This is a genomic window from Actinoplanes sp. CA-252034, assembly GCF_050956125.1.
Taxonomy (GTDB): Bacteria; Actinomycetota; Actinomycetes; order Mycobacteriales; family Micromonosporaceae; genus Actinoplanes.
In genome coordinates this window covers 10265171-10289160 of record NZ_CP191846.1, presented here as the reverse complement: position 1 = coordinate 10289160, position 23990 = coordinate 10265171, and the positions used below count along the sequence as shown (strand labels likewise).

Annotated in this window: 24 protein-coding genes and 1 pseudogene; 15 read left to right on the top strand and 10 right to left on the bottom strand. The window is 70.8% G+C overall.

The window, feature by feature from the left end; all coding sequences use genetic code 11:
• Positions 1 to 27: 27 nt before the first annotated feature.
• Positions 28 to 981 (bottom strand): T3SS effector HopA1 family protein, encoded by a 954-nt coding sequence (locus ACQPZW_RS46615; RefSeq protein ID WP_433792394.1) that lies wholly within the window; start codon positions 979 to 981, stop codon positions 28 to 30.
• Positions 981 to 2117, bottom strand: a complete 1137-nt coding sequence (lxmK, locus tag ACQPZW_RS46610; protein ID WP_433792393.1) for a class V lanthionine synthetase subunit LxmK — start codon at positions 2115 to 2117, stop codon at positions 981 to 983. Before lxmK ends, ACQPZW_RS46615 begins: the two co-directional genes overlap by 1 nt.
• 412 nt (positions 2118 to 2529) lie before the next feature.
• On the opposite strand from lxmK, the gene ACQPZW_RS46605 reads away from it, so the two are divergent.
• Both ACQPZW_RS46605 and ACQPZW_RS46600 read left to right on the top strand, forming a co-directional pair.
• On the top strand, positions 2530 to 3582 hold the full coding sequence (locus ACQPZW_RS46605; protein ID WP_433792392.1) for a nucleotide disphospho-sugar-binding domain-containing protein: 1053 nt from the start codon (positions 2530 to 2532) through the stop codon (positions 3580 to 3582).
• A 211-nt stretch (positions 3583 to 3793) separates the two neighbouring features.
• A complete protein-coding gene (locus ACQPZW_RS46600; protein WP_433792391.1) occupies positions 3794 to 5062 on the top strand; it encodes a helix-turn-helix domain-containing protein in 1269 nt (422 codons plus the stop codon).
• Between the two features lie 156 nt (positions 5063 to 5218).
• Here ACQPZW_RS46600 and ACQPZW_RS46595 read toward each other — a convergent pair whose 3' ends face one another.
• On the bottom strand, positions 5219 to 5416 hold the full coding sequence (locus ACQPZW_RS46595; protein ID WP_433792390.1) for a hypothetical protein: 198 nt from the start codon (positions 5414 to 5416) through the stop codon (positions 5219 to 5221).
• A 285-nt stretch (positions 5417 to 5701) separates the two neighbouring features.
• On the opposite strand from ACQPZW_RS46595, the gene ACQPZW_RS46590 reads away from it, so the two are divergent.
• Both ACQPZW_RS46590 and ACQPZW_RS46585 read left to right on the top strand, forming a co-directional pair.
• On the top strand, positions 5702 to 6115 hold the full coding sequence (locus ACQPZW_RS46590) for a hypothetical protein (protein ID WP_433792389.1): 414 nt from the start codon (positions 5702 to 5704) through the stop codon (positions 6113 to 6115).
• A gap of 247 nt (positions 6116 to 6362) precedes the next feature.
• The gene (locus tag ACQPZW_RS46585) at positions 6363 to 6632 is read left to right on the top strand and encodes a LysR family transcriptional regulator (RefSeq protein ID WP_433792388.1); all 270 of its coding nucleotides are present in this window, start codon (positions 6363 to 6365) and stop codon (positions 6630 to 6632) included.
• A gap of 240 nt (positions 6633 to 6872) precedes the next feature.
• Here the strand turns inward: ACQPZW_RS46585 and ACQPZW_RS46580 are convergent, their stop codons facing one another.
• The 3 genes from ACQPZW_RS46580 to ACQPZW_RS46570 all read right to left on the bottom strand — a co-directional run bounded on the left by ACQPZW_RS46580 (position 6873) and on the right by ACQPZW_RS46570 (position 9544).
• Entirely contained in the window at positions 6873 to 7883 is a 1011-nt protein-coding gene (locus ACQPZW_RS46580; protein WP_433792387.1) for an anion permease, read from the bottom strand.
• A 3-nt stretch (positions 7884 to 7886) separates the two neighbouring features.
• Positions 7887 to 8513 carry a DUF47 domain-containing protein gene (locus ACQPZW_RS46575; protein ID WP_433792386.1) on the bottom strand — a complete coding sequence of 209 codons (627 nt, stop codon included), beginning with the start codon at positions 8511 to 8513 and terminating at the stop codon, positions 7887 to 7889.
• 86 nt (positions 8514 to 8599) lie between these two features.
• Positions 8600 to 9544, bottom strand: a complete 945-nt coding sequence (locus ACQPZW_RS46570; RefSeq protein WP_433792385.1) for a hypothetical protein — start codon at positions 9542 to 9544, stop codon at positions 8600 to 8602.
• A gap of 99 nt (positions 9545 to 9643) precedes the next feature.
• On the opposite strand from ACQPZW_RS46570, the gene sigJ reads away from it, so the two are divergent.
• Positions 9644 to 10534 carry an RNA polymerase sigma factor SigJ gene (gene sigJ / locus ACQPZW_RS46565; RefSeq protein ID WP_433792384.1) on the top strand — a complete coding sequence of 297 codons (891 nt, stop codon included), beginning with the start codon at positions 9644 to 9646 and terminating at the stop codon, positions 10532 to 10534.
• Between the two features lie 42 nt (positions 10535 to 10576).
• On the opposite strand, the gene ACQPZW_RS46560 is transcribed toward sigJ, so the two are convergent.
• Entirely contained in the window at positions 10577 to 11089 is a 513-nt protein-coding gene (locus ACQPZW_RS46560; protein WP_433792383.1) for a DUF402 domain-containing protein, read from the bottom strand.
• Positions 11090 to 11145: 56 nt separating this feature from the next.
• On the opposite strand from ACQPZW_RS46560, the gene ACQPZW_RS46555 reads away from it, so the two are divergent.
• The 3 genes from ACQPZW_RS46555 (at position 11146) to ACQPZW_RS46545 (ending at position 15637) form a co-directional block, all read left to right on the top strand.
• A complete protein-coding gene (locus tag ACQPZW_RS46555) occupies positions 11146 to 13398 on the top strand; it encodes an ATP-dependent DNA helicase (protein WP_433792382.1) in 2253 nt (750 codons plus the stop codon).
• Positions 13399 to 13730: 332 nt separating this feature from the next.
• Positions 13731 to 14174: an NUDIX domain-containing protein gene (locus ACQPZW_RS46550; RefSeq protein ID WP_433792381.1), complete on the top strand. Its 444-nt coding sequence runs from the start codon at positions 13731 to 13733 to the stop codon at positions 14172 to 14174.
• 545 nt (positions 14175 to 14719) lie between these two features.
• Positions 14720 to 15637, top strand: a complete 918-nt coding sequence (locus ACQPZW_RS46545; RefSeq protein WP_433792380.1) for a hypothetical protein — start codon at positions 14720 to 14722, stop codon at positions 15635 to 15637.
• Positions 15638 to 15897: 260 nt separating this feature from the next.
• Here ACQPZW_RS46545 and ACQPZW_RS46540 read toward each other — a convergent pair whose 3' ends face one another.
• On the bottom strand, positions 15898 to 16272 hold the full coding sequence (locus tag ACQPZW_RS46540; protein ID WP_433792379.1) for a DsrE family protein: 375 nt from the start codon (positions 16270 to 16272) through the stop codon (positions 15898 to 15900).
• 14 nt (positions 16273 to 16286) lie between these two features.
• Here ACQPZW_RS46540 and mtfM point away from each other — a divergent pair, with 14 nt between their 5' ends.
• Positions 16287 to 16391, top strand: coding sequence for a small membrane protein MtfM (mtfM, locus tag ACQPZW_RS46535; RefSeq protein ID WP_433792378.1), 105 nt, complete (start codon positions 16287 to 16289; stop codon positions 16389 to 16391).
• Positions 16388 to 16987, top strand: a complete 600-nt coding sequence (locus ACQPZW_RS46530; protein WP_433792377.1) for an FABP family protein — start codon at positions 16388 to 16390, stop codon at positions 16985 to 16987. Before mtfM ends, ACQPZW_RS46530 begins: the two co-directional genes overlap by 4 nt.
• Positions 16988 to 17094: 107 nt before the next feature.
• On the opposite strand, the gene ACQPZW_RS46525 is transcribed toward ACQPZW_RS46530, so the two are convergent.
• Positions 17095 to 17841, bottom strand: coding sequence for an aminotransferase class IV (locus ACQPZW_RS46525; RefSeq protein ID WP_433792376.1), 747 nt, complete (start codon positions 17839 to 17841; stop codon positions 17095 to 17097).
• An 18-nt stretch (positions 17842 to 17859) separates the two neighbouring features.
• Here ACQPZW_RS46525 and ACQPZW_RS46520 point away from each other — a divergent pair, with 18 nt between their 5' ends.
• Both ACQPZW_RS46520 and ACQPZW_RS46515 read left to right on the top strand, forming a co-directional pair.
• Positions 17860 to 18282, top strand: coding sequence for a Fur family transcriptional regulator (locus ACQPZW_RS46520; RefSeq protein ID WP_093619539.1), 423 nt, complete (start codon positions 17860 to 17862; stop codon positions 18280 to 18282).
• 8 nt (positions 18283 to 18290) lie between these two features.
• A complete protein-coding gene (locus tag ACQPZW_RS46515; RefSeq protein ID WP_433797841.1) occupies positions 18291 to 19319 on the top strand; it encodes a YgfZ/GcvT domain-containing protein in 1029 nt (342 codons plus the stop codon).
• Between the two features lie 48 nt (positions 19320 to 19367).
• Here ACQPZW_RS46515 and ACQPZW_RS46510 read toward each other — a convergent pair whose 3' ends face one another.
• Entirely contained in the window at positions 19368 to 21686 is a 2319-nt protein-coding gene (locus tag ACQPZW_RS46510; protein ID WP_433792375.1) for an endo-1,4-beta-xylanase, read from the bottom strand.
• A gap of 113 nt (positions 21687 to 21799) precedes the next feature.
• On the opposite strand from ACQPZW_RS46510, the gene ACQPZW_RS46505 reads away from it, so the two are divergent.
• The 3 genes and pseudogenes from ACQPZW_RS46505 to ACQPZW_RS46495 all read left to right on the top strand — a co-directional run.
• Positions 21800 to 22633, top strand: coding sequence for a 3-keto-5-aminohexanoate cleavage protein (locus tag ACQPZW_RS46505; RefSeq protein ID WP_433792374.1), 834 nt, complete (start codon positions 21800 to 21802; stop codon positions 22631 to 22633).
• Entirely contained in the window at positions 22630 to 23538 is a 909-nt protein-coding gene (locus tag ACQPZW_RS46500) for an asparaginase (protein WP_433792373.1), read from the top strand. The genes ACQPZW_RS46505 and ACQPZW_RS46500 overlap by 4 nt, the downstream gene beginning before the upstream one ends.
• Before the next feature lie 81 nt (positions 23539 to 23619).
• Positions 23620 to 23970 (top strand): annotated as a pseudogene (locus ACQPZW_RS46495) (helix-turn-helix domain-containing protein); the annotation flags it as partial.
• Positions 23971 to 23990: the final 20 nt, after the last annotated feature.

Sequence of the window (23990 nt, the reverse complement as noted above, 5' to 3'; positions counted from 1 at the left end):
GCGATCTGCTCAAACCGGGGTTTCGGCTCAGTCCAGGAATGGACTGGAGCTCGTGTTGCGGGCCGGCCGGACCGGGTCGATCCCGGCCTCGGCGAAGGCCTCCGACAGCGCGTCCTCGAAGGAGTCGCCGTCGGCGAGCAGCGCGGTGGCCAGCGCGGTGGCCCGGTGCTGCCCGAAACTCAGGCCCTTCATGGCGGAGCGGGAGTCGTCCGGCTCCCAGGCGACCGCCACACCGGGACCCAGCGGCTCGGTGAAGACGGACGTCGCCTCACCCAGGCCGGGCTGGTCCCGGACCGCTTCCGCGACCCGGTGGGCGGCCGGCCACCAGGGCCGGTCCAGGTAGACCACCAGCGCGTCACGGCGCGGATAGAGCAGACGAGAAGACAAGATCTTGGCGCGGTACGGCACACCGCCGTCCTCCAGCACACCGAGCACCCGGCCGAACACCTCGGCGGCCGGCTCCCAGGCGGTCAGGTGCACGTAGACGCGCAGCATCTCGGAGCGACCGGGCTGCGGCGTCGAGCCGTCGACCAGGAAGAACCCGGGCGAGAGCGCGGGACGCATGGCCGGCACGGTCAGGTCGACGAACGGCCCCGGATCGGTGTCCGGCACCGCGGCCTCGGGCACCCAGACCCGTACCCCGTCCCGCTCGACCAGCACCATCTCCCGGCCGTTGTTCGCGGTGCGCCGGGCGCCGTGATATCTGGCCCGCACGGTCGTGGTCCGATGCGGCATCGCCGCGGCGAACCGGCTCTCGAGCTCGTCGTCCCGCAGCCGGAAGGGCAGCTTGTCCTTCTCCACGTGCTGACCGGCGTGCAGCACGTCATAGATCGCCTCGGCCAGCAGCCGGCGCAGCTCGCGGGGACTCTCCGACTCGACGGTGCGGTCACCGACCGTCGCCGACGTACGGTCCGGCGCGACGGTCACCGAGTCCAGGGCCACGTTGAGGGCGGAGGGGATCCGCCAGGTCGTCACAGTCATCACGAGTCTCCGAGTCCGAGGGTGTCGATGAACTTCTCCGGCTGGAGCAGCACGCCCCGGCCGATGCCGGCGGCCGCGCGCTCGATCCCGGAGAGCCGGGAGGCCCGGGAGGCGCCGGCCATGAGCCGGTCCAGCAGATGCCAGCCCGCGAAGGCGGCGGCGCGTGCGGTGAACCGGTCGTCGACCGTCGGCCGCGCGGTCCGGTAGCCGCGCCAGAAGTCCCGGACCAGTGGCATCAGGCGCTGCATCTTCGCCACGCCGCGGCTGAGCACCATCTCGTGCGTGAGCTCCAGGTCCACGAAGACGGTGTCGCCGCGGGTGGTCACGATGTCGAGCACCGAGCGGTAGAGCCACTCGCCGGCGAACGAGCCCACGTCACGGGCGCCGTCGGCGAGCCGGAACTCCTCCCAGTCGGTCAGGTAGACCGTGTCGCCGGTGATCAGCAGCTGGTCGACCCGCAGGTCGCAGTGCGTGGGCACCAGCGGCGCCTCGGCCTCCCGCTCGCGCAGCCGGGCCACGGCGGCACGCAGGTCGGCGTCCTGTTGCATCAGGCGCCAGCCCTGCACCTCGCCGAAGCTCAGCGAGTCGAAGGTGGCCGGCGACAGGCCGTGCAGCGCTTCCAGCGGAGGCTGGTACGGCAGCGACCGGTCCCAGTCGGCGCCGGCCGGCGGTACTGCCGCGTGCAGCCGCCCGACCGCCTCGCCGATCGTGGTGGACAGCGCGGCGTCGAAGGTCTCGTCGACCATCAGCTCGGCGCCGTTGCGGGCCCCGTCGACCAGCTCGAACACCACCAGGGCGGCGTCCCGGTCGTACCCCAGGAACTCCGGGCCGCGCAGCGCCTCGGTCGGCAGGTCCCGCGCCCAGAGGTGGAAGGCGAGCAGTCGCTTCATGCGCCGCTCGACCTCGGCCGGGTCGGTACCGACGAGCCGCTTCACGAACACTGAGCGGCCACCGGTGGTCCGGCCGGCCCAGGCGTCGTTGCGGCCGACCGGCGCGGCCAGGGAGTCACGGTCGAAGGCGCCGAGTCCGAGCCGTCCGAGCAGAGCCTCGACGGCCGGGTGCCGATCGAGATCGACCGGCGTGTACCGGGGCCGCTCCACCTTCTTCTCCGGCAGCAGCGCGGTGTTCGATCCCACTGTTACCCCTTCCGTACGTCGCAGGTGCTTCATCGGGTGGTCCTCGACGACCCGCCGTTGTGGCGGCGCCTCGTCATGTCCAACTTTCTACGGGCCCCGCGGCCGTCGATGTAACCTCTTATTCAAAGCTTTGAATCAGTGCCTTTCCGGTATTGCCAAATCGTTCGGGGTTCGTATTATCGGGCGCTTGCCAGGCCGCCGATTCCACATATTCGATATCGACCCGTCAATGGCGTACGTCCATGCCCTATATGTACGGCACTGCTCCGACCAGGGCAGTCGTGCTCCAGGTGTCGATCCAGACGCCCCTACCAGCGCACATTCAAGTCTCTTATGCACGCTTGGTTTCCGCCCCCGCCGATGGGTAGAACTGTTCTCATCGACTCGAGCAATCGCGAAAGGAGGCGCACCGATGCGATCGCACATCGCGCTCATGTCCGTTCCACTGCACGCCCACGTGAATCCGATGCTGGGCATTGCCGCCGAGCTCGTCGACCGCGGCCACCGGGTGACGTTCGCCTCCGGCGGGGCTCTCGCCCCGCTGATCGCCGAGACCGGCGCGACTCCGGTGCCCTATCTGTCGACCTTTCCGGCCGACGGGGCGCCCGGCGACGGCTGGCTCGCCGCGGCCGGCGACGGCGGGCAGACCGCCCGCACGTTCGGCCGCGAGCGCGATGCCGCCTTCCCACAGCTCGTCTCGGCGTACGGCGCCGACCGGCCGGACCTGATCGTCCACGACTCGGTCACGGCGTTCGCGCCGCAGCTCGCCGAGTTCTGGGGCGTGCCGCGGGTGCGGTTCTCCCCGACCCACGTCCTCCTGCCGGCCGGCGACGAGCCGATCGTCCCCTCCGTGGTCGCGATTCCGCGATCCCTGCAGGCCGATGTGGACCGGGTCGGGCCGGAGCACCTCTTCGTGGGACCGACGCCGTGGCATCGGCGTGCCGGCGAGGACTGGAGCGCGCCGGCTGATCGGCGGGTGGCGCTGGTGTCCCTCCGGAGCGACCACCACGGCCGCACCGACATGCCGCTCCGCTGCGCCGAAGGTCTGGCCGCCGCCGGCTGGCACGTCGTGATCGTCACCGACCGGGCCCTCGGCCCCGACCAGCTGCCCGGCAGCGTCGAGATCCACCGGGACCTGCCGCCGGCCCGGGTGCTGGAGCACGCCCAGGTCGTCGTGACCGCGGGCGGAGCCGGGGACGCGCTGGACGGGCTGGCGTACGGCGTGCCGCTCGTGGTCGTACCGCAGGATGTCGAGCACTTCCTGACCGCGGCCCGGGTCCAGGCCCTCGGGGTCGGTCGGATGATCACGCCGGAGCGGTTCTCCGCGGCGGCGGTCCGCGCCGCGGCCGAGGAGCTCACCGGCGATGCCGCGACCCGGGCCGCCCTGGACACGATGCGGGCCGAGATCCTCCTGTCCGGAGGCGCGCCCGCCGCTGCCGACCTCATCGAGAAGCAGCTGGCATGAACGATCGCGTCATCTTCATGACAGATGAGTCATCGCTCCGGTGACCCCCTGAACCGCCACCTGGACGGACGCCTTCCCACGGGGCTGTCCGTCCAGGTGGCCCCCGAACGTGCCGCGACTCGGTATCCCCGAGCGGAGTCGGCCGGGAGTATCGTGCAGAATCGGCCGATCACACGACCAGAATCAGCGACATGAATTGCAGGTAGTCCACATGGCCACGCAGATTGTGCAGCCCGAGTTCGGGCGCCGTTTGCGGCGTCTGCGCATCGAGCGGGGAATGTCGCAGCGCGATCTTGCCGTGGGTGTGGTCAATCAGTCCTACATCTCGCTGCTGGAGAAAGGCTCCCGCGTTCCGACGCTGGACGTCGTCGGCCATTTGTCCGAGGTGCTCGGCATCTCGATGGACGAGCTCGCCGGCGTCGAGACCGGCTTCGCGGCTCCGGCCGCGGCTCCGGCCCCGGCCTCCGACGTCACCGGCACCGGGCTGGCCCGCGAGCTGATCGTCAGCAGCGCCGTCGACCAGGGCGATCTGTCCCGGGCCGAGCAGGTGCTGACCGGTGCCCTCGCGGAGGCCAGGCGCGACGGGCAGCCGGCCGCGATGCTCAGTCACGGGCTGGCCCTGGAGCGGATCCTGGAGCAGCGCAACGACCGCAGCGGGCGTTACGAGCTGCTCAACGAGCTGGTGACGGTGGCCGAGCGGGCCGGGGTCCCGGAGGCGCTGGTGCGTACCCGGGTCGCGCTCGCCGCGGCCGCCCGGGACGTGGGCCGGCTCACCGAGGCGTTCACCCACATCGAGCAGGCCCAGGCGGAGATCGCCGACACCGCCTTCGTCGGCGGCAGCGAGCACGTCCGGCTGTACGCCGTGCACATCTCGATCCTCAGCGACGCCGGTGGCGGCGCCGAGATCACCCGGATCGTCGACCGGATGGTGGCGATGGCGGCCGAGGTGAAGAGCCTGACCATCTCCGGCCGGGCGCACTGGGTCGCGAGCATCGCGATGGCCCGCATCGGCGAGGTCGAGCGATCGCTGGAGCACCTGCGGTCGGCCCGGGAGATGCTGGCGCACCCGACCACGTCGCTGCGGGACTGGGCGCGGTTCTCCGTCGCGGCGGTGTCCGCGCTGATGGACGCGGACGCGGAGCTGAGCGAGATCACCTCGCGGATGGAGGCCGCCCGCGCCGCGATGGCCGCCTCCGAGACCGCGGCGACGCCGTCGGCGGCCGCGAGCCTCGAAGTGCGGTATGCGGTGGCGATCGGCGAGCCGGAACGGGCTCTGGAGATCGCCGCCACCGTCGACGAGACCGACCTGTCCGGCATCGAGCAGGTGCGGTTCGTGCTCGCGATCGGGCGCGCGCAGAGGCGCTGCGGCCGTACCGAGGAGGCCGTCGCGTCGTTGCGCCGTGCGGCTCAGATGGCCGAGGCCGCAGCCGCGTACCGGCGGGCCAGCCAGATCTGGCGCGAGGCGTCCGAGCTCGGCTGAGATCCTGACGCCCGCTGACCGGGAGGCACGGCGGACGCCGGCCCCGGAAAGGGGAACGGCCCCCGCGCTGTGCGCGGAGGCCGTTTCGGTAGGAAGGTCGCGGCTCCCTCGCTGCCGCGGCCGACCGGATGTGTTCCGGGACGGTTGTCTCGATGGTCACCAGGGCCAGTCTTCGACGATCGGCAGCTTCGGGCTGAGCGGGCCGCCCGGGAGGTCGGCCGGGACGACGACGGGCGGGGTGGTCCCGGAGGCCGAGGCGGTCGGCTGCGGGGCGGCGAGCTGCGTGCCGGTGAGGGCGATCGCGGCGGCGGCGAGGATGGTCGGCATCACCAGGTGGCGCGGGTTCTTCGTCATGGCTCAATGTCTACCGGTCCGGGTGCGGCCTGGTGGTCCCTGTATCGAAATCTTTGCGGATGACGGGGTAAGGGGTGGCGAACCGGGGTGGGGTCCATCGTAAGATCGCCCGCCCCGTGGCGACCGGTCGAGTGTTTCAAAGGTTTCAATACGGCATTGAGTACCGGTGACGGCGTTGTTGCAATTGTCCCGGCAGCAACCAGGGCACATCGATAACCGCCCTACGCCTAATGCCTCGCTCAGGGCATGCTGCCGCAATTGCCGGATCGGTATCGGAGGTTGGTCATGTCCCTTTCCCGCCATTTCCGTCGCGTCCTCACCGCCGCGGTGGTGATGACTGCAACGGCGGTCACCACCGCCGCGCCGGCGTTCGCGGCTTCCGTCATCCCGCTGAGCTGGACCGCGTCGTACGCCGGCGCCCAGGCCGGCGGCACTTCCACCTATACGCAGGACCCGTTCGGGGTCACGCGGACCGTGACCGTGAAGGGAGTCATCAAAACGGGCTCGGCGACCGGCTGCTTCCAGGCCGTGATCGACGCCCAGAGCACCTCCTGGACGTCGCCGGTGACGTGCTCCGGGGGCACTGCGCAGTCCTTCCTCACCACGTTCCGCGCCGTGGCGATCGGCCAGGCGCCGACCGTGCGCCTGTGCTCGGCGTCGAGCACGTCGGCCTGCGGCACGGCCGTCTCGCTGTGGTGACTCGTACCTGATTCCTCCCCCGACGAGCGAGCCCAGTCATGAAATATGACTGGGCTCGCTCGTCGTATGACGGGGCGACGCGACGGGGAGATTGCTGTGAGACTCCTGAGAAGCCCTTCTACCAGGGCTAACGTGCACGGGTCAGGCTGATGACAGACATTGACGATCCGGCTTCGAGATATTACGCTCATGACTGCGCAGCGATGACAGAAGTCAACTGATCGGGATCGAACGTACGGGGGTCGAAATGAATGAGCGTGAACTCCTAGCCTTCGTGGCCGTCGCCGAGCACGGCCGGATGGATCTCGCCGCCAAGGCGCTGGGCTACTCGCAGCCCGCGGTCAGCTACCAGATCAAATGCCTGGAGATGACCCTCGGCACCAAGCTGTTCGTCCGCACCTCGGCGGGTGTGACCCTCACCCGGAGCGGCGCGCTCATGCTGCCCTCGGCCCAGGCGGTCCTGACCCTCATGCGCGGCATCAAGGCGACGACCGGAGACCTCGCGCTGGTCGCCTGACAACTCGTACAACGAAGCCCCCGGGAGCCGAGTCCCGGGGGCTTCGTCGTGTCCGCCCGGCCCGTCGGCCGGCGGCGAGCGGTTCTGCCTGGCGGTCTGCCGGGCGGGTCTGCCGGACCGCGGGCGGGTCTGCCGGACCGCGGGCGGTCTGCCGGCGGCGAGCGGTCTGCCGGACGCGCCTGCCGTTAGCGAGCGGTCTGCCGAGCGGGTCTGCCGGTGGCGAGCGGTCTGCCGGGCGGGTCAGCCGGCGAAGAGTGGGCGGACCACGAAGTAGAAGACGCAGGCGAAGAACGCGGCCGCCGGGAACGTGGTGATCCAGGCGATGATGATGTTGCCCGCGACGTTCCACCGGACCGCGCTGAGCCGCTTGGTCGCCCCGACCCCCATGATCGCCGAGGTGATGGTGTGGGTCGTCGAGATCGGCGCGTGCAGCACCAGAGCGTTGAAGTAGAGCACCGAGCTGGCCACGGTCTCGGCGGCGAACCCCTCGGACGGCCCGAGGTCGATGATCTTGCGGCCGAGCGTACGGATGATCCGCCAGCCACCCGCATAGGTGCCGGCCGCCAGCACTCCCGCCGAGGTCCAGTAGACCCATTCCGGGATGTGCGACGAGTCCGACTGGAACCCGCCCGTGTAGAGCGCCAGCACCACGATGCCCATCGTCTTCGCCGCGTCCTGCATGCCGTGGCCGATCGACATCGCCGCGGCGGAGAGCGTCTGCGCGTAGCGGAAGCCCCGGTTGAGGCGGCCGGGGTGCCCGCGCCGGAAGGCCCACATGATCGCGACCATGAAGACGAACCCGAGCGCCAGCCCGACGAACGGCGACACCACCATCGGGATCAGCACCTTGTTGATGATGTTGTCCCATTGGACCTCGCCCGCGGTCGCGAAGAGCGTGGCGCCGACGAGCCCGCCGAAGAGCGCGTGCGACGAGCTGGACGGCAGACCGAAATACCAGGTGATCAGGTTCCACGTGATCGCGCCGAGCACGCCGGCGAAGACGATGCCCAGGCTCGGGATCCCGAGCGGCAGGTCGACCAGCCCGTCACCGACCGTCTTGGCCACCTCGGTGCCCAGGTGCGCGCCGATGAAGTTGCCGACCGCAGCCATGGCCAGGGCGACCCGTGGGGTGAGAGCGCGGGTGCTGACACTCGTGGCGATCGCGTTGGCGGCGTCGTGGAAGCCGTTCGTGTAGTCGAACGCCATCGCCGCGAGGATCACCGCCACGACCGCGATGAGTTCGGGATCCACGCTCTAGGACTCCTTCACCGAGATGGTCTCGATGGTGTTCGCCACGTGCTCGAAGGCGTCGCAGGCGGCCTCCAGCTCGTCGACGACCTCCTTCATCTTCAGCACGGTCAGCGCGTCGTATTCACCCGAGAAGAGACGGACCAACAGCATCCGGTACGCCCGGTCGCCGTCGTTCTCCAAGCGGTTGATCTCGATCCAGTACTCCTCCATGCCCTTCAGCGAGCGCAGTCGCGGCATCGCCTCGGCGGTCACCTTGGCCTGCGTGTCCAGCACGGTGACCAGCTCGTGCATCTCCCGTGGCAGCGAGGGCAGGTCGGTCAGGCCGTAGAGGTAGAGCAGGTTGCCGGCCGCCTCCAGGTGGTCCATCACGTCGTCCAGCTGGGAGCCGAGCGAGTAGATGTCCTCCCGGTCGAACGGGGTGATGAAGGTGGAGTTGATCTTCTTGTAGAGCTCGTGGGTGATGGAGTCGCTGTCGTGCTCCACATCGCTCAGCCGGTCGGCGACCGACTGGACGTCCACTCCGGGCAGCGCCAGCTCGTTCAGCAGCTCGGTGCCTTTGACCAGGTTCTGGGCCGCCCTGGTGAACAGTTCGTAGAAGGCCCCCTCGACGGGGCGGAATGAGAACTTCACGGCGCGGACCTCGATCAACAGGCTTTATGAATGGATCTCCGAACGCATGCTAGCGGTCCACGGGGGTTCACCCTTCGCGACGGCCCTTAAACCGACTCGTGACGATTCGCGGGACGGGGCGCGTTCGGGCGCGGCGTTGAACGGCGAACGGCCCTGGTCGGAACGTGTGGCCGGGGCGAGTCGGCGACCGGGTTCCGGCGCAGGTGGCGGGCCAGTCCGGACAGGTCGGTGTCGGCGATCACGTCCACACCGGCCGCGCCGAGCTCGGTCCAGATCGCGGCGCGGGCTTTGCGGGAGCCGTCCGGCAGGCCGGAGAACCGGACCGTACGCCCGTCGGCGTGTGCCGCCCGGACCAGCGCGTGCAACTGGTGCCGCTCCTCGGCGGTGATCGGCTCGCGTCCGTCCCAGCCGAACCGCCGCGGCCACGATTCGCTGACCATCGGCGCCAGCGACGGCGGGGTGGACCGGGAGCCCAGGTCGTCGAAAGTGCCGTCGGCGAACGCGTACCGCTCGGTCTGCGCGGCGAGGAGCTCCCGTACGTCGATGACGCCGGTCACCGTGACGGTCACCGCTCCCGGGGTGAGGACACCGGTCCGGCATCGGCTGAGCAGGGCGGCGTGGTCCTGCAGTTGACGGTCCAGCATGCGGTAGGCGTGCAGTAGCGCCCCCGGGTCGCGGCTCGTCCCGCCGAACTCGACCACCAGCCGGAACGGCGCACGCTGGTCGGGCCAGAGCCGCCCGCCGGCGGACCGGGCGCGGTGGAAGAGCGGGGCGAGAACCAGGCGCCGCAGAGTGCGGCCCGGTTGCGGCCCGCCCGGCCCGAGGAACAGCTCACCGTGTGGCCCCGGCACCACCCGGACCGTCATGCCGGCCAGGCCGAGCCGGAGCACGCCGGGCAGCGGGTCGGTCGCGTCGGGGCCGGTCAGCGCGTGGCCGGCCGGGAGAAAAGGGCGGGGCCGGCGCATGATCGCGACCGAGACCGCGCCGCCGGCTCCGGCCAGCCCGGCCAGTCCCCCCGCGATAGTCGCCATGTCCTGCACCGAGCACCGTCCGATTCGTACTTTATGGGTAATTCATACTGTGGCACAGCCGATACCCGTAGACGGGGAATGTCGCGCAGAATTCGTGTCATGCCGTCACCGTCCGCGGTCGAGTTCGAGGCCCACCGCTCATACCTCATGGCCGTCGCCCATCGCATGCTCGGCAGCCGTGCCGAGGCCGAGGACGCGGTCCAGGAGGCCTGGCTGCGCTACGCGCAACAGACCGAGGAGATCAGGGACGTGCGGGGATGGCTCACCACGGTCACCGCACGGATCTGCCTGGACCAGCTCAACTCCGCGCGGGTACGGCGTACCGCGTACCCCGGCGAGTGGCTGCCCGCCTTCGTCATCGAGCGCGACGCCGACCCGGCCGGCCGAGCGGAACTGTCCGACCAGGTCAGCGTCGCCCTGCTCGTGGTCCTGGAGCGCCTCACTCCCGAGCAGCGGGTCGCGTTCGTCCTGCACGACGTCTTCGCCGTGCCGTTCGACGAGGTGGCCGCGGTGCTCGACAGCACACCGGCGGCGGCCCGGCAGCACGCCTCCCGAGCGCGCAAGGCGGTCGCCGACGGCAGCATCCGCCACACCGCCGGGCTCGCTGAACAACGGAGGGTGCTCGACGCCTTCCTCGCCGCGGCGCAGAGCGGCGACATGCGTACGCTCGCCGCCGTGCTCGCACCCGATGTCGTCGCCATCGGTGACGGCGGCGGATTGGCCCGCACCGCCCCGCGCCCGGTCCTCGGGGCCGACAAGGTCGCCCGGTTCTTCGTCGGCCTGCTCAACTACCGCCTCGCCGACGTCACCGACATCAAGGCCGAGCCGGTCGTCGTCAACGGCTCGGCCGCCATGCTGCTCCAGGGCACCCGCCCGGACGGCAGCAGGCTCGTCGTGGTGAGCGCGGTGGCGGTCGACGACGGCCGGATCACCGGCATCTTCAACCAGCAGAACCCGGAGAAGATCAGCTTCGCCGCCGACCGGTCCTGAGACCGGTCGCGCGGGCCGGCGCTCACTCCGCGGGGGTCACGCTCACTCCGCGGGGGTGACCTCGAGCAGGTGCTTGCGGTAGTGCGAGGCGAACGGCTCGGTGCCGTCGCCGAGCGCCGTCATCAGGAACCGGGAGGCCGCGAACGCGTGCTCGACCAGATCGTCCGGATAGCCGAACTCGACCCGGTGCTCGGCGAACTCGTCCTCGTCGCGCAACTCCACCAGGCCGGTCTCGCGGCGCCGAACCGCATCCAGGTCCAGGTCGATGATGTGAACCGTGTCACCCTCCCAGCGGGCCGGGGTGGTGATGTCGCAATACACCTCACTGGTCCGCGGAGGTGGGTTGAACATCCCCGTCCACCAGGCGTGATGCGGGATGAGCAGGACGAACGGAATCTGCTCGACGGAGGGCCGGCCGTGGTAGACCGAAGCGGTGCCCCGGGTCACGCCGACCCAGATGCCGAGATCGTCCTCAGCCAGACGACGGGCCGGGTAGTCACGATGCGCCGATCCGTCGTACTTCGTGTAGATCACCCGGACCATCTCGCTCGGCATGGCTTGCACCCTAGCGGTGACCCGGATATGTCGGTGGTGGCGGGTACGGTTCCTCCGTGCCCGCAGCAAGTAAGAAGAAGGCAACCGCCGAGCAGCTCCTCGCCGCCGCCGTCGGGGCCGTCCCCGGCGGTTCCGCCCGCCCAGGTCAGCAGGCCATGGTCGAGGCGATCGCCAAGGCTGTGAAGAACAAGGAGCACCTGCTCGTCCAGGCCGGCACGGGCACCGGCAAGAGCCTCGGCTACCTCACACCGGCCCTGCTCGTCGACGGTCCCGTGGTCATCTCCACGGCCACCCTCGCCCTGCAGAACCAGCTGGTCGAGCACGACCTGCCCCGACTCGCCGAGGCGGTCCAGCCGGTGCTCGGGCGCAAACCCACGTTCGCCGTGCTCAAAGGCCGGCACCACTATCTCTGCGCGGCGAAGATGGAGCACGCCGACGAGGAGGGTCCCACCGACACCCTCTTCGACGCCGAGCCCGCCGCACCCAAGGCCGGCCAGTGGCTCGGCGAGGGCGCCCGCATAGGCAAGCAGATCCTGCGGATCCGGAAATGGTCGGAGAAGACGCAGACCGGCGACCGCGACGAGCTCGACCCCGGCGTCGAGGACCTCGTCTGGCGCCAGGTCTCCATGCCGGCGCGCGACTGCGTCGGGGCCGGCCGTTGTCCGTACGGTGCGGAGTGCTTCGCCGAGGCCTCCCGCGCCCGGGCCCGTGAGGCCGACATCGTCGTCACCAACCACAGCCTCCTCGCCGTCGACATGATCGCCGGCCGGCAGATCGTCCCGCCGCACAAGCTCCTCATCGTCGACGAGGCCCACGAGCTCGCCGACCGGGTCTCCTCCGCTGCCCAGGCCGAGATCACCCCCGAGGTGGTCGAGCGGGCCGGCCGCCGCTCCCGCACCATGATCACCCCGGCCGCCGCGGAGTCCCTGGCCGAGGCGGCCGACGCGCTCACCGTCAGCCTCGCCGACCTCCCCGCCGGGCGGCTCACCGACGGCCTCCCCGAGCGGCTGCGTCTGGCCGTCTCCATGATCGAGTCGGCCACCCGGGCCGGGCTCACCGCGATCGGCGAGATCAAGTCCGACGATCCCGACCCGGTCGGCAAACAGCAGGCCAAAGCAGTCCTCGACGAGCTGTCCACGACGTCGCAGCGGCTGCTGGAGGAGAATGCGTACGACGTCGCCTGGGTGGAGAAATCCGACATGGGCAGCGGGCGGCGCGCCCTCGTCGTCGCGCCGCTCTCGGTCGCCGGCACGCTGTCGGAAAACCTGTATGCCGACCGGACCGTGGTGGTCACCTCGGCCACACTGACCCTCGGCGGCCGGTTCGACACCGTGGCCCGTTCGCTCGGCCTGCCGGTCTCCCCGCCCGGCCCTTCCGCCGGCCCGTCCTCCGGTGGTCCCAATGCCGGGTCTGCCGGCGGGGCTTCGGGCGATTCCTCCGGCAAGGCTGCCAGCGGCAAGGCTTCCACCGGCAAGACCTCCTCGGCCAGGTCCTCCTCGGCCAGGTCCTCCTCGGCCAGGTCTTCCCTGGCCGGGTCCTCCTCGGCCGGGTCCTCCCTGGCCGGGTCTTCGTCAGCCGGGTCCTCCTCGGCCGGGTCTTCGTCGGCCGGGGCATCCACTGCCGGGTTCTCCTCCGGCGACGGGTGGACGTCGCTCGACGTCGGGTCTCCGTTCGACTATCCCAAGCAGGGCATTCTGTACGTTGCGGCGCACCTGCCCAGGCCCGCCGCCTCCGGCCTGCCCGACGCGGCCGGCGCCGAGTTGCTCCGGCTGGTGGAGGCGCTCGGGGGGCGTACTCTCGGGCTCTTCTCCTCCCGGAAGGCCGCCACCCAGGCCGCCGAGCTGCTCCGCGCCAAGACCGACCTGCCGATCCTGCTCCAGGGTGAGGAGACGCTGCCGATCCTGGTCCGCAAGTTCAAGGAGGACAAGGCCAGCTGCCTCTTCGGCGTGATGTCCCTCTGGCAGGGCGTCGACGTCCCCGGCGACTCGTGCCAGCTCGTCGTCATCGACCGGTTGCCGTTCCCCCGCCCCGACGAGCCGTTGGCGGCAGCCCGCGCGGCCGCCGTCGACGCCAACGGCGGCTCAGGCTTCTCCGCCGTCAGCGTGCCGATCGCCGCGGTCCGCCTCGCCCAGGGCGTCGGCCGCCTGATCCGCTCCACCGGAGACAAGGGCGTAGTCGCCGTCCTCGACTCCCGCTTGGAGACGGCCCGCGGTTACGGCGCCTTCCTCCGCAAGTCCTTGCCCCCGTTCTGGTACACGACCCGTCCCGACGTCGCCGAGGGAGCCCTCCGCCGCCTGGCCAACAGCTGACCCCTCGACCCGTGCCGTCCGATCACGCGTGCGGTCCGGTTGCCTATGCGTGCACCCGCCATCCGTGTGCGCCTGCCGTCCTTCCGAGACTCGGCGCCGCCGCCAGCCGCCACCGGCACTGGGCACCACCGCTGGCCGCCACGGCCACCGGCCGCCGTCGGCGTCTCACCGGCTTGGCGGCGTCCATGCACTGCGGCGGCGTCTGCCCGCCGTGGCGGCGTCCGTGAAGAATGACGTTGTCCTCGCGCTACCTCACAGGATTGACGGCCGGTGCCGTGAACCTCGGGTGTTCGGCGAGGACGGTGAGGCGTGGAGCCACGGATCTACGGTGAATGGGGTTGTCGGTGACAGGGTTGTTGGCGATTGCGTGCACGTTCCTGGTCGATCGGAACGGCGCGTTGCTCCTGCAATTGCGGGATGACAAGGCGCCGTACTACCCGAACGTGTGGGGGCTGCCCGGAGGGACGATCGAGGAGGGCGAGTCGGCCGAGGAGGGCGCCGTCCGGGAGTTGTGGGAAGAGACCCGGATCCGGCCGGATGGGCCGCTGCGACTCTTCGCGCGGCAGGAACTTCCCGCTCAAGGCTCCCATCAGGGCCGGGTGAAGAACTACTTCTACGGTACGACCTCCGCCGGCCAGGACGATGTCGTCCTCGGCGAGGGCGCGGCGATGGTCTTCATTTCGGCTGCCGAAGTGCTGGACCGACCGTTCACACCGGGCAGCGCCGAGATCATCGAGCGTTTCCTGACCTCACCCGAATACGCCTCACTCGTCTGAGATCACCGGTTCGCGACGTCGAGCGCCGATGACTCCGGCGAGTATCTGCTCCCCGCCTGAGGCTCCGGCGTGCGACGGCGATCAGGGCTGTCCCGGTCCGGTTCGGCGATGCCAACGTTCCCCCGAGATCGCGCCGACTCGCGGATCCGAGCATTGCTTGCCCTTGTCGCGTAGCGCTTCGGGGCGTGGTGTGAGCCGCTTGCCCTTGTCGCGTAGCGCTTCGGGATGCGGTTCGAGTCGCTCGCTCTTGTCGCGTAAGCGCTTTCGGATGTGGGGTGAATTGCCCGCCCTGTCTCGCAGCGGCTCTGGAAGCGACGTGAATCGCCGCCGACGAACGTGACGGGCCTCGGAGTGGTGACTCATCAGCGGTTCTGATGTCGACTTCACGCATCTTCATGAAGGTGTAGTGCACCTTCGTGGGCTGCGGTTCTCGGCCGCGGAGGCGAGAGTGTGTGGACTTCGCACCGCGGGCAGCGCTCGATTCCTGCGGGTGGCGTGTCACCATGGCTGCCGTGACGGGGCCGGGGTATGGGTATCCGCCGCCCGTGGGTTCCGGGCTGCGGCGGCGGTGGCTGCCGGTGGTGGTCGGGGTCTGGGGTGCGGTGCTGATCGGAGCCGTTTTCTGGTCGGTGCGCAACGATCCGCCGACCGTGCCTGAGCAGCGTGATGTCGGGCAGGCGCTGGCTGTGCTCCGGGTCGCGTCCGGGGCGGTCGTCGCGGCCGCCGGGGATGAGCGGTGGGTGCTCAGCCTCGGGGCACTGCAGGTCACGAGCTGTGCGATCACCCCGGTGTGGGACGGGCAGGAAGCCAGCCGTGAGGTGACCGTCTACGTGCCCGAGGGCGACGCGCGGACGGCGCTCGACACGGTCGCGAACGGGCTGCCCCCCGATTATCGGGCCGGAGTGGTGACCGGTCGTGGAGGGACGCGGTTGACGTTCTTCGCCGATGCAGGGGAGCACGTCGGGGTCGAGGCGGAGGCGAACTCGGGCGATCAGGTGCTCAAACTGCGGGTCTTCACCGGCTGCCGCCCACCCGTCGGCGGCTTGGACCGGGCCGACCCGCCCGCCGGTGCCGCGCCGGTCGTTCTCGACAGCACGGTCGCCGCGATAACCGCCGGAAGCCCGGCGACACCTCCGGGCGCGGTGAAGCCGACATCGCCCGCGGCCACCCCGACAGCGCCGGCCGTGGCGAGCCCGCAAGTTCCGGGCTCGGGGAGTGCCGGGGACGGGGCGGTGGAGACACGGGCGGTTGTCTGTCCTGGAGGTGGGACGGTGTCGACATTCGTGCGGGATGCGGGACCCGTCACCGCGGAGAGCGGGCCGAAGGGACTGCCGGAGGGGACGGTCCCGGTGTGGGCGGATGCGGGCGGATGGGCGTACCGCATCGGGTCTGAAAGCTTGGTGATCACCGCTGACCGTGATCGTTTTCAGGTGAGCGTCACCACCTCCTGCCGAGCCGGCTGAAAGCCGGCGGCGAAGAGGGCGAGCGATAGTCGGGGGAGCCGGGCTGTGGTGAGGCCCGGGCGGCGAAGAGGCCGAGCGATAGTCGGGGGAGCCGGGCTGTCGGGCGGGTTGAAGCCCGGGCGCCGGAGGGCGTGGTTGCGGGCGGTCGGGCGGCTGCGGACCTGGTGGCTTGGGACTTCGCTGGTGGGTGGGCAGGCGGACAGCGGGCGGGTGCGGGAAGAGGCCGCGAGGGGGGAGACCGCCCGAGGCGGGTGTTGCGGTCAGTAGACGAGGGCCTGGGCGCCGTCGGTCATGATCTCCTCGACGAAGAGTGCGGCGCCTGCGATGCGGATGCCGGGGATGACGTCGGCGGGGGTGATCTCGCGGCGGGCCGCGCACTGGGTGCAGGCCGTGACGCGACCGGCTTCCAGGAGGAGCTCGAGCAGGTCGGGTAGGGGAGCGGCGTGGGCCAGCTGGAACGTGGCGGCCCGGCCCGGCAGGGCGAACCAGGTGGACTCGCCGGTCAGCCACAGTGATACGTCGACGCCGGCGGTTGCGGCTGTGCTCGCCACGTTGAACGCCTGGTTGCAGCGCTCCGGGGCGTCGGCGCCGGCGGTGGCCTTGACGACCAGCAAACGTGCCATACCGGCCAGCATAAGATGGGCCCGTCATGGTTACGGAGATCGGGTTCGTGAGTCTGCTGGTGGCCGGCCTGGGTGGTCTGGCCGGCGGCTTCGGCTATCTGGCAATGCGTATTTCGAGGGGACGCTGGTGAGCAACGAGACGGAAAACCCGATCGGCCCGCCGCCGTGGCTCAACGCTCCGCCGGTCGGTGGGTATCCCTATGAGGACACTCATGACCTGCGGTCGGGGCCGGATCTGCACCCGTCCCTGCTCGGGTTGCTGCCGTTCGTGGGGTTGTGGCGCGGGCGGGGGCAGGGTGGGTTCCCTGAGGAGGACGACTACAACTTCGCTCAGGAGATCCGGATCAGTCACGACGGGCGGTCGTTCCTGCGGTATGAGTCGCGTGCCTGGCTGCTCGACGACGAGTCGAAGCCGCTCGGGCAGGCGCTGGTCGAGTCGGGGTTCTGGCGTCCGGTGCTGGTCGACGGGCGGCCGGGCGACGAGATGGAGGCCACGATGATCCGGCCGGACGGGGTGGCCGAGCTCTATCTGGGCAAGGCGGCCACGACCCGGCTGGAGATGGCGGCGGACGCGGTGGCTTACACGCCGTCCGGCCTGCACGTCACCGGCGGGCACCGGCTTTTCGGGGTCGTCGAGGGGGCGCTGCTCTACGCGCACGAGATCGCCGTCGATCACAGCGGTCTGAAGCCGCACATGTCGGCGCGACTGCTCCGCATCGGCGGCTGACACCACCGCCGCCAGCGATCTTGTGAGTTCGACCCCGAACCCACAAGATCGCGGCGGCGAGCCGGGCGGGCGCCGAGCCGGGCGGGCGCCGAGCAAGGAGAACGCGGCTAGCCGGCCGAGAAGCCGAGAGCCGCGAGGAGCCGCCCGGTCCACGGTGAGCGCGGCCGGGGCGTCCCGTCCAACTCGGTCACCTCGGCGAGACCGCGCAGTGACGACGACAGCCAGATCCCGTCGGCCGCGGCCAGCTCGGGCAGGCTGATCATCCGCTCGGCCGGGCGCAGCCCCACAGCGGGCGCTGACGACAGCAGATGAGCGGCCGTGATGCCGGGCAGGATGTCCGCCTCATCGGGCGGGACCGTGCACAGCTCGTCACCGGTCAGCCAGACGACCGACGAGGTGGGCGCCTCCAGCACGTACCCCTCGGTGGACAGCCAGATCAGGTCGTCGGCGCCCTGCCGTGCCGCCCAGCGGCGGGCCGCGAAGTTCTCCGCGTAGGACAGCGACTTGGCCCCCGAGATCGACCACGGTGGCCGCCGCCGGACGGAGATGCCCAGGTCGGCGCTGAGGACCCGGACGCCGTCTCGTCGTTCCCGAAGTGCCGACTCGGGGAGCGGGGAGACCGAGGCGTCCAGGAGACTGCGGGTGTAGATGATCCGTAGCGCGCCCGTCGCGACGAAGACGCGCTCCCGGATCGGGGTGACGTCGGGTTCGGGAAGGCCGAGGATCGCGGCCGACCGGGCCAGTCGGGCCAGGTGCTGTTCGAGCAGCCACGGCCCGGTCGGGCGCAGGTGCACGGTTTCGAACACGCCGTCGCCGAGCAGGTCGGTGGGCGCGACAAGGATCCGGTCGTTCACCCGAACTATGCTCGTCTCGTGTCCGCCACATCGCTAGCCGCCATGCTCCGCGAGCGGGGCCTGCGACTCACTCCACAGCGCCAGCTGATCCTCGAAGCGGTGCACGAGCTCGGTCATGCGACGCCCGAGTCGGTGCACAACGCGGTCCGTGAGCGTGCCGCCGGCGTCAACATCACGACGGTCTACCGGACGTTGGAGCTGCTCGAAGAGCTCGGTCTGGTCAACCACACCCATCTGTCGCACGGTTCACCGACGTACCATGCGGCCGGCGAGGATCAGCACGTGCACCTGGTGTGCCGGGCGTGCGGGTCGATCGCCGAGGTGGATCCGGCGGTGATGGAGCCGGTCACCGACCGGCTGCTGCGGGAGCGCGATTTCCGGGTCGATGTGGGGCACGTCTCGCTGTTCGGGGTGTGCGGCAACTGCAAGGAGGCCGAGTGACCATCGTCATGGTCGAGGATCTGGAGCCCGGTGCGGCGGATGCCGGGGTGCCGGCGCACTTCGGCGACCCGATGCGTGAGCAGCGGCTGCTGGAGACCGGGGTCGGCCTGGTCGACCGGTCGAACCGTGAGGTGATCGCGGTTCCCGGCGAGGAGCGGGCGAGCTGGCTGCACACGCTGACCACCCAGCACCTGTCGACGCTGAGTGCGAACCAGGGCAGTGAGCTGCTGGTCCTCTCACCGAACGGGCATGTCGAGCAGCATGCCTACGTCACCGAGGACGGGACGACGGCGTGGCTCGACACCGAGCCCGGCGCCGGTGCGGGGCTGCTCAAATACCTGGAGATGATGCGGTTCTTCACCCGGGTCGAGCCGCGTGACGCGACCGCTGAGCTGGCGGTTCTCTCACTTGTCGGCCCGGGCGCGGCGGGCCTCTTCCCGGATCTCGCGGCCCCTGAGGTGGGTGCGGTGCCGGGTCCCCGGTTCGCTTCCGGGTCGGTTCCGGCGAGGGCGACGAGCCTCTATTCGGTACGAGCGTACGAGGGCGGACTGGCTCGCCGGGTGCCGCTCGGCGTGGACCTGCTGGTGCCGAGGTCCCGCAAGGACGCGGTGATCGAGCAGCTCGGTGTGGGCCGGGCGGGGCTCTGGGCCTACGAGGCGGTCCGGGTCGCTCACCGGGTTCCCCGGCTGGGCTGGGAGACCGACCACCGGACCATCCCGGCCGAGATCGAGCTGATGGCCCCGGGCGTCCACCTGGACAAGGGTTGTTACCGCGGCCAGGAGACGGTCGCCCGGGTGCACAATCTGGGCCGCCCGCCTCGCCGCCAGGTTCTGCTGCACCTGGACGGGGTGGCCACCGATCATCCGCCCGCACGGGGCACCGCGGTGGAGCTGGACGGGCGGGCGGTCGGTTTCGTCGGCACCGCGGTCCGTCATCACGAGCTGGGCATGGTCGCCTTGGCCGTGCTCAAGCGCAACGTCCCCGACGACGCCCGACTCACCGTGGGCGAGTCGGCCGCCGCCATCGACGTCGAGTGACGGGCGGGCTGCGCTGACCACGAGCTCCGCGGTCAGCGCAGCCTGACCTCACCGCACGGGGGTTCCGGCGGCCAGTGCCGCGACGTCGCCGGCGGTCAGCGCTGACGCGTACGCCCGGATCTCGTCGAGGGCCCCGTTGAACCGGCCACCGGTGCCGGAGCAGCCGATGTGGATGCGGCCGGTGGACGGCCAGGTGGCCACCGTGAGCGGGCCGCCCTGTCGCACCCCGTCGACGTAGAGGGCCAGCGTGCCGGCCTGCGCGTCGTGCACGGCGGCGAGGTGGGTCCAGGTGTTCAGGGCCGGTGACGTGGTGGAGAGCAGGGTCTGCCAGGTCGCGGTGTCCTCGTCGCCGGACGGGACGAGGACCGCCCACCGGTCGTACGACTGGTGGTATTGCAGGTAGAACGCGTCTTTCCCGGTCCCCGACTGGCTGAGCACGGTGCGGGATCCACCCTTGTCGGCCAGTCTGGCCCAGGCGGCGACGGTGTACGACCGGTCCGTGGCCAGGACGGGTCCGTGGCCCTCCGCGCATCCGGTGCCGCTCAGGCCCAGCGCCCGGTTCGCCGTCCCGCCGCGATCCGCCGTGTATCCGGCGCCGGTGGTGGTCAGCGACGTGCCCCGTCCGAACGGGGACGAGTCGGTCGAGGTGCCGTCGAACTCCCAGGAGGCGACCGTACGATCGCCGGCCGTGCTGACCTCGCTCGCGGAGAGCGCCCGGTTCCACGCCCGGACGTCGCTCATCGCTCCGGGGAAGCGGCCGCCGGACAGGCTGCGCCCGATGTGGAACGGGCCGTCGGACGCCCAGGCGGTCACGCCGTCACGGGTCCCCTCGCGCACCCCGTCGACGTAGAGCTGGAGCCGGCGGGCGCTCGCGTCGTAGACGCCGGTGAGGTGTGTCCACCGGTTCAGGACGGGAACGGTCGTGGACCGGGCCGTCGACCAGGTGACCGTCGCGCCGTCCGCCGACGGCACGGTGAGCTCCCAGCGATTGGTGCCGGTCTGGTACATGAGGTAGAAGGCGCTGCGGACGCTGCCGTCCTGGGCGGCCACCACCCCGGGGATGGCGGTGCTCGTCATGGACACCCAGGCGGAGACCGTGAAGCTGCCGGCCGTGTCCAGGACGGGGGTGGTCGTGGTCGCCTCCGTGGTGGCGCCGTCTCCGGTGAAGGCGGTCATGTGTGGCACCCGGCCGGGGCTGCCCGTGCCCGCTCCGCGGATCCGCGCGTCCCGCCCGTGACCGGAGATGTCGGCGGCGACCGTGGCGCCGGCGGGGTCGTCGAGCCGCCACCATCCCGCGGGCGCACCGGCGGCCGGACCGCTCGCGAGCAGGGTGTCCGCCACGGCGGTGTAGGCGGGTTTGGCGCCGAGGCCCTCGTCGAGCAGGGTGGCGGCGCCCCAGCCGGGGTAGGTGGCCGGAACCCAGGAGTGCCTGTCGGTGAATCCCCAGACGGTGATCGAGCGGCATCGCGGGACGGTGAGGCAGGCGGCGACGACCCGGCCGTACACCTGTGCCTGGCTCGTCTCGGCGGTTGTCGTCGGCGGTGTGGTGATGCGCACGTCGAGCTCGGTGACGGCGACGTCGACGCCCAGATCGGCGAAGCGGCGCAGCACCGCGGCGAGCGCGTCCGGACGGCTCGACCCGGTCAGGTGCGCCTGAAAACCCACACCACCGAGGGGTACGCCCTTCGCGATCAGGCTTTTCACCAGCTCGTACAGGGCGTCGGCCTTGGCGCCGTTCGCCTCGGCGCCGTACTCGTTGAGGTACAACGTCGCGTCCGGGTCGGCCTCGTGTGCCCAGCGGAAGGCGTCGACGATGTAGTCGGGGCCCAGCCTGTTCAGCCAGAAGCCCGGCCGGAGGGTGCCGTCGTTGTTCAGTGGCTCGTTCACCACGTCCCAGACCGAGACCTGTCCCCGGTACCTGGTGACCATGGTCTGGATGTGCTCGCGCAGGATGGCCTTCAGCTCGTCGGTGGTGAAGGTCCCGCCGGTGAGCCAGCCGGGCAGTGAGCTGTGCCAGACCAGTGTGTGCCCGCGGATCTCCTGCTCGTTGCCGAGGGCCGTGTTCACGACCGCGTCGGCGGCGCGCCAGTCGAACCGCTCCTTCGCCGGGTGGACCGCCGCCCACTTCATCGCGTCCTCGGGCGTGACGCTGCCGAACTCGGTGGCCAGACGGGCGGCATAGCCGGTGTCCTGGTCCTGGGCGGCCGCGCTGACGGCGGTGCCGAAGGTGATCCCTTTCCCGGCGGCCAGCTCCCCCAGGGGAACGCCGGCAGCCGATGCCATCTCGGCCGGGCCCACCATGAGCACGGTCGTGGCGGCGATCAGCACCGCGCCCAACGCCCCTGGAAGGGCTCTTCGTGTCGACATTCCGGACACTGTAGGGCAGCGGCGGGCCGGTGTCGGTCCGGTGACCGCCGGAGTCGGAGCCGGGTCGTTCCGGCCGGCCGGTTCGCCGCCTTCCGCATGGCAGGATGCGAGGCATGACCGGGACCATGATCACCGTCGCCCCGACCGGCGCGGAGAGCAAGAAGGTGGACGTGCCGGCCCTGCCAGTGACCCTGGCCGAGCTGACCGCCACCGCCAAGGAGTGCGAGGCGCTGGGCGCTTCGATCATCCATGTCCACATCCGGGACGACGACGCCCGCCCGACCCTCGATCAGGGCCGGCTGCGTGACACGGTCGCCGCGCTGCGCGAGGCCACCGGCCTGATCGTGCAGCTCTCCTCCGGGGGTTCGGTGCATGACCCGGAGGCCGATCGGCTCGCCGTGCTCGATGCGGGGCCGGAGATGGCCTCCTGCACGATGGGCACGGTCAACTTCGGTGACGACGTCTTCCTGAACCGCTGGGAGCTCATCGTCGACCTGCACACCCGTATGCAGGAGCGCGGGATCGTGCCGGAGTACGAGATCTTCGACCTGGGACAGCTCACCAGCCTGCAACGGCTCCTGGGGAAGCACGGTCTGCCGTTCGGCGGTCACGTGCACGTCGACCTGGTGATGGGCGTGCCTGGCGGGATGCCGGGGACGGCGGCCGCCCTGGTCGCCTGCGAGCAGGTGATCCGTGACCTGCCGGAGGGCACCACGTTCTCGGCGACCGGCATCGGCCGCAGCGCTCTGCCGGTGATGCTCGCGTCCCTGTCGGCCGGCGGTCACCTCCGGGTCGGCATGGAGGACACCCTGACGTACGCCAAAGGCCGTGCCGTCGAGTCGAACATGCAGCTCGTGGCCCGTGCCGTCGGCTTCGCCCAGCTGGCCCAGCGCCCGCCGCTGACCCCGGCCCAGGCCCGTGACGTGCTCGGAGTCCCGGCCCGATGATCGTCGCCGAGGTGATCCGTTCGGGTTTCGTGGAGAGCGTCCACCACGGGGTCGTCGCCGTCGTGGGTGGCGCGAGCTTCGGTGACGTGGAGTCGCCGTTCTTCCCCCGCTCGTCCAACAAGCCACTCCAGTCCGTGGGCCTGCTGACCGCCGGGCTGGTTCCGCGCGAGGAGGCGGACCTGGCCCTGATCAGCGCCAGCCACGACGCCGAGCCGTTCCACGTGGAACGTGTGCGCGCGATCCTGGCCGCGGCCGGCCTCGGTCCGGAGGCACTGCGCTGCCCGGCGGACCTGCCGTTGAGCGAGTCGGCGAAACGCGACTGGCTACGCGCCGGCGGCGAGCCCGAGCGGATCCTGATGAACTGCTCCGGCAAGCACGCAGGCTTCCTCGCCACCTGTGTGGTCAACGGGTGGCCACTGGAGTCGTACCTGGAGGTCGACCACCCGCTGCAGAAGACGCTGGCCGACGCGGTGAGCCGTCTGTCCGGTGAGCCGATCGCCGCGCTCGGGGTGGACGGCTGCGGCGCGCCGATCTTCGCGATCTCGCCGCTCGGACTGGCCCGGGCCTTCCAGCGCCTGGTCGAGGCGGAGCCGGGCACCCCGGAACGCCGGGTTGCCGACGCGATGCGGGCGCATCCGGAGCTGGTCGCGGGCACCGGGTCGGAGGACACCGTGCTGATGACCGCGATGCCCGGCCTGATCGTCAAGCGCGGGGCCGACGGGGTGTCCGCCGCCGCCATGCCCGGCGCCGGAGCGGTGGCTCTCAAGATCTCCGACGGCTCGACGCGGGCGCGCGTACCCGTGCTGCTGGAGGCCCTGCGCCGTCTCGGCCTGGACGTTCCGGACCTGCCCGAGCCGGTCCTCGGTGGCGGCCGTCCGGTCGGTGAGGTCCGCGCGGTCTTCTGACCCCTAGGGGTGACTCGGTTCACGCTTGCTATTGCAAGCATTCTGCTTGCAATAGCTAGCACCCCCGGCTAACGTCGAAGCATGGCCACGCCGAAGGACCTGCCAGAGGACATCGGGACGTTCATCCGAGACCTACGGCAGACCGCGAAGATCTCGCTCCGGCAGCTCGCCGACAAGGCGGGGGTGAGCAACCCCTACCTGAGTCAGATCGAGCGTGGCTTGCGAAAGCCGAGCGCCGAGGTGCTGCAACAGATCGCCAGCGCCTTGCGAGTGTCGACGCCCGCGATGTATCTGCGGGCCGGGCTGCTCGATGGCGAGGGTCAGCAGGGTGTGCTGGCCGCCATCGCGGTCGACCCGGAGCTCACGATCGCGCAGAAGCAGTCCCTGACGCAGATCTACGAGACGTTCCGCAACGAGAACGCGCGAAACGCGCCGCCCGCTGATGACGCTGA

Bases quoted from the DNA above. Each gene is read 5' to 3' on its own strand.
- ACQPZW_RS46615 (WP_433792394.1), bottom strand. From the start codon at position 981: ATGACTGTGACGACCTGGCGGATCCCCTCCGCCCTCAACGTGGCCCTG.
- ACQPZW_RS46605 (WP_433792392.1), top strand. From the start codon at position 2,530: ATGCGATCGCACATCGCGCTCATGTCCGTTCCACTGCACGCCCACGTG.
- ACQPZW_RS46600 (WP_433792391.1), top strand. From the start codon at position 3,794: ATGGCCACGCAGATTGTGCAGCCCGAGTTCGGGCGCCGTTTGCGGCGT.
- ACQPZW_RS46595 (WP_433792390.1), bottom strand. From the start codon at position 5,416: ATGACGAAGAACCCGCGCCACCTGGTGATGCCGACCATCCTCGCCGCC.
- ACQPZW_RS46590 (WP_433792389.1), top strand. From the start codon at position 5,702: ATGTCCCTTTCCCGCCATTTCCGTCGCGTCCTCACCGCCGCGGTGGTG.
- ACQPZW_RS46585 (WP_433792388.1), top strand. From the start codon at position 6,363: ATGAATGAGCGTGAACTCCTAGCCTTCGTGGCCGTCGCCGAGCACGGC.
- ACQPZW_RS46570 (WP_433792385.1), bottom strand. From the start codon at position 9,544: ATGGCGACTATCGCGGGGGGACTGGCCGGGCTGGCCGGAGCCGGCGGC.
- sigJ (WP_433792384.1), top strand. From the start codon at position 9,644: ATGCCGTCACCGTCCGCGGTCGAGTTCGAGGCCCACCGCTCATACCTC.
- ACQPZW_RS46560 (WP_433792383.1), bottom strand. From the start codon at position 11,089: ATGCCGAGCGAGATGGTCCGGGTGATCTACACGAAGTACGACGGATCG.
- ACQPZW_RS46550 (WP_433792381.1), top strand. From the start codon at position 13,731: ATGGGGTTGTCGGTGACAGGGTTGTTGGCGATTGCGTGCACGTTCCTG.
- ACQPZW_RS46540 (WP_433792379.1), bottom strand. From the start codon at position 16,272: ATGCTGGCCGGTATGGCACGTTTGCTGGTCGTCAAGGCCACCGCCGGC.
- mtfM (WP_433792378.1), top strand. From the start codon at position 16,287: ATGGTTACGGAGATCGGGTTCGTGAGTCTGCTGGTGGCCGGCCTGGGT.
- ACQPZW_RS46515 (WP_433797841.1), top strand. From the start codon at position 18,291: ATGGTCGAGGATCTGGAGCCCGGTGCGGCGGATGCCGGGGTGCCGGCG.
- ACQPZW_RS46510 (WP_433792375.1), bottom strand. From the start codon at position 21,686: ATGTCGACACGAAGAGCCCTTCCAGGGGCGTTGGGCGCGGTGCTGATC.
- ACQPZW_RS46505 (WP_433792374.1), top strand. From the start codon at position 21,800: ATGACCGGGACCATGATCACCGTCGCCCCGACCGGCGCGGAGAGCAAG.
- ACQPZW_RS46500 (WP_433792373.1), top strand. From the start codon at position 22,630: ATGATCGTCGCCGAGGTGATCCGTTCGGGTTTCGTGGAGAGCGTCCAC.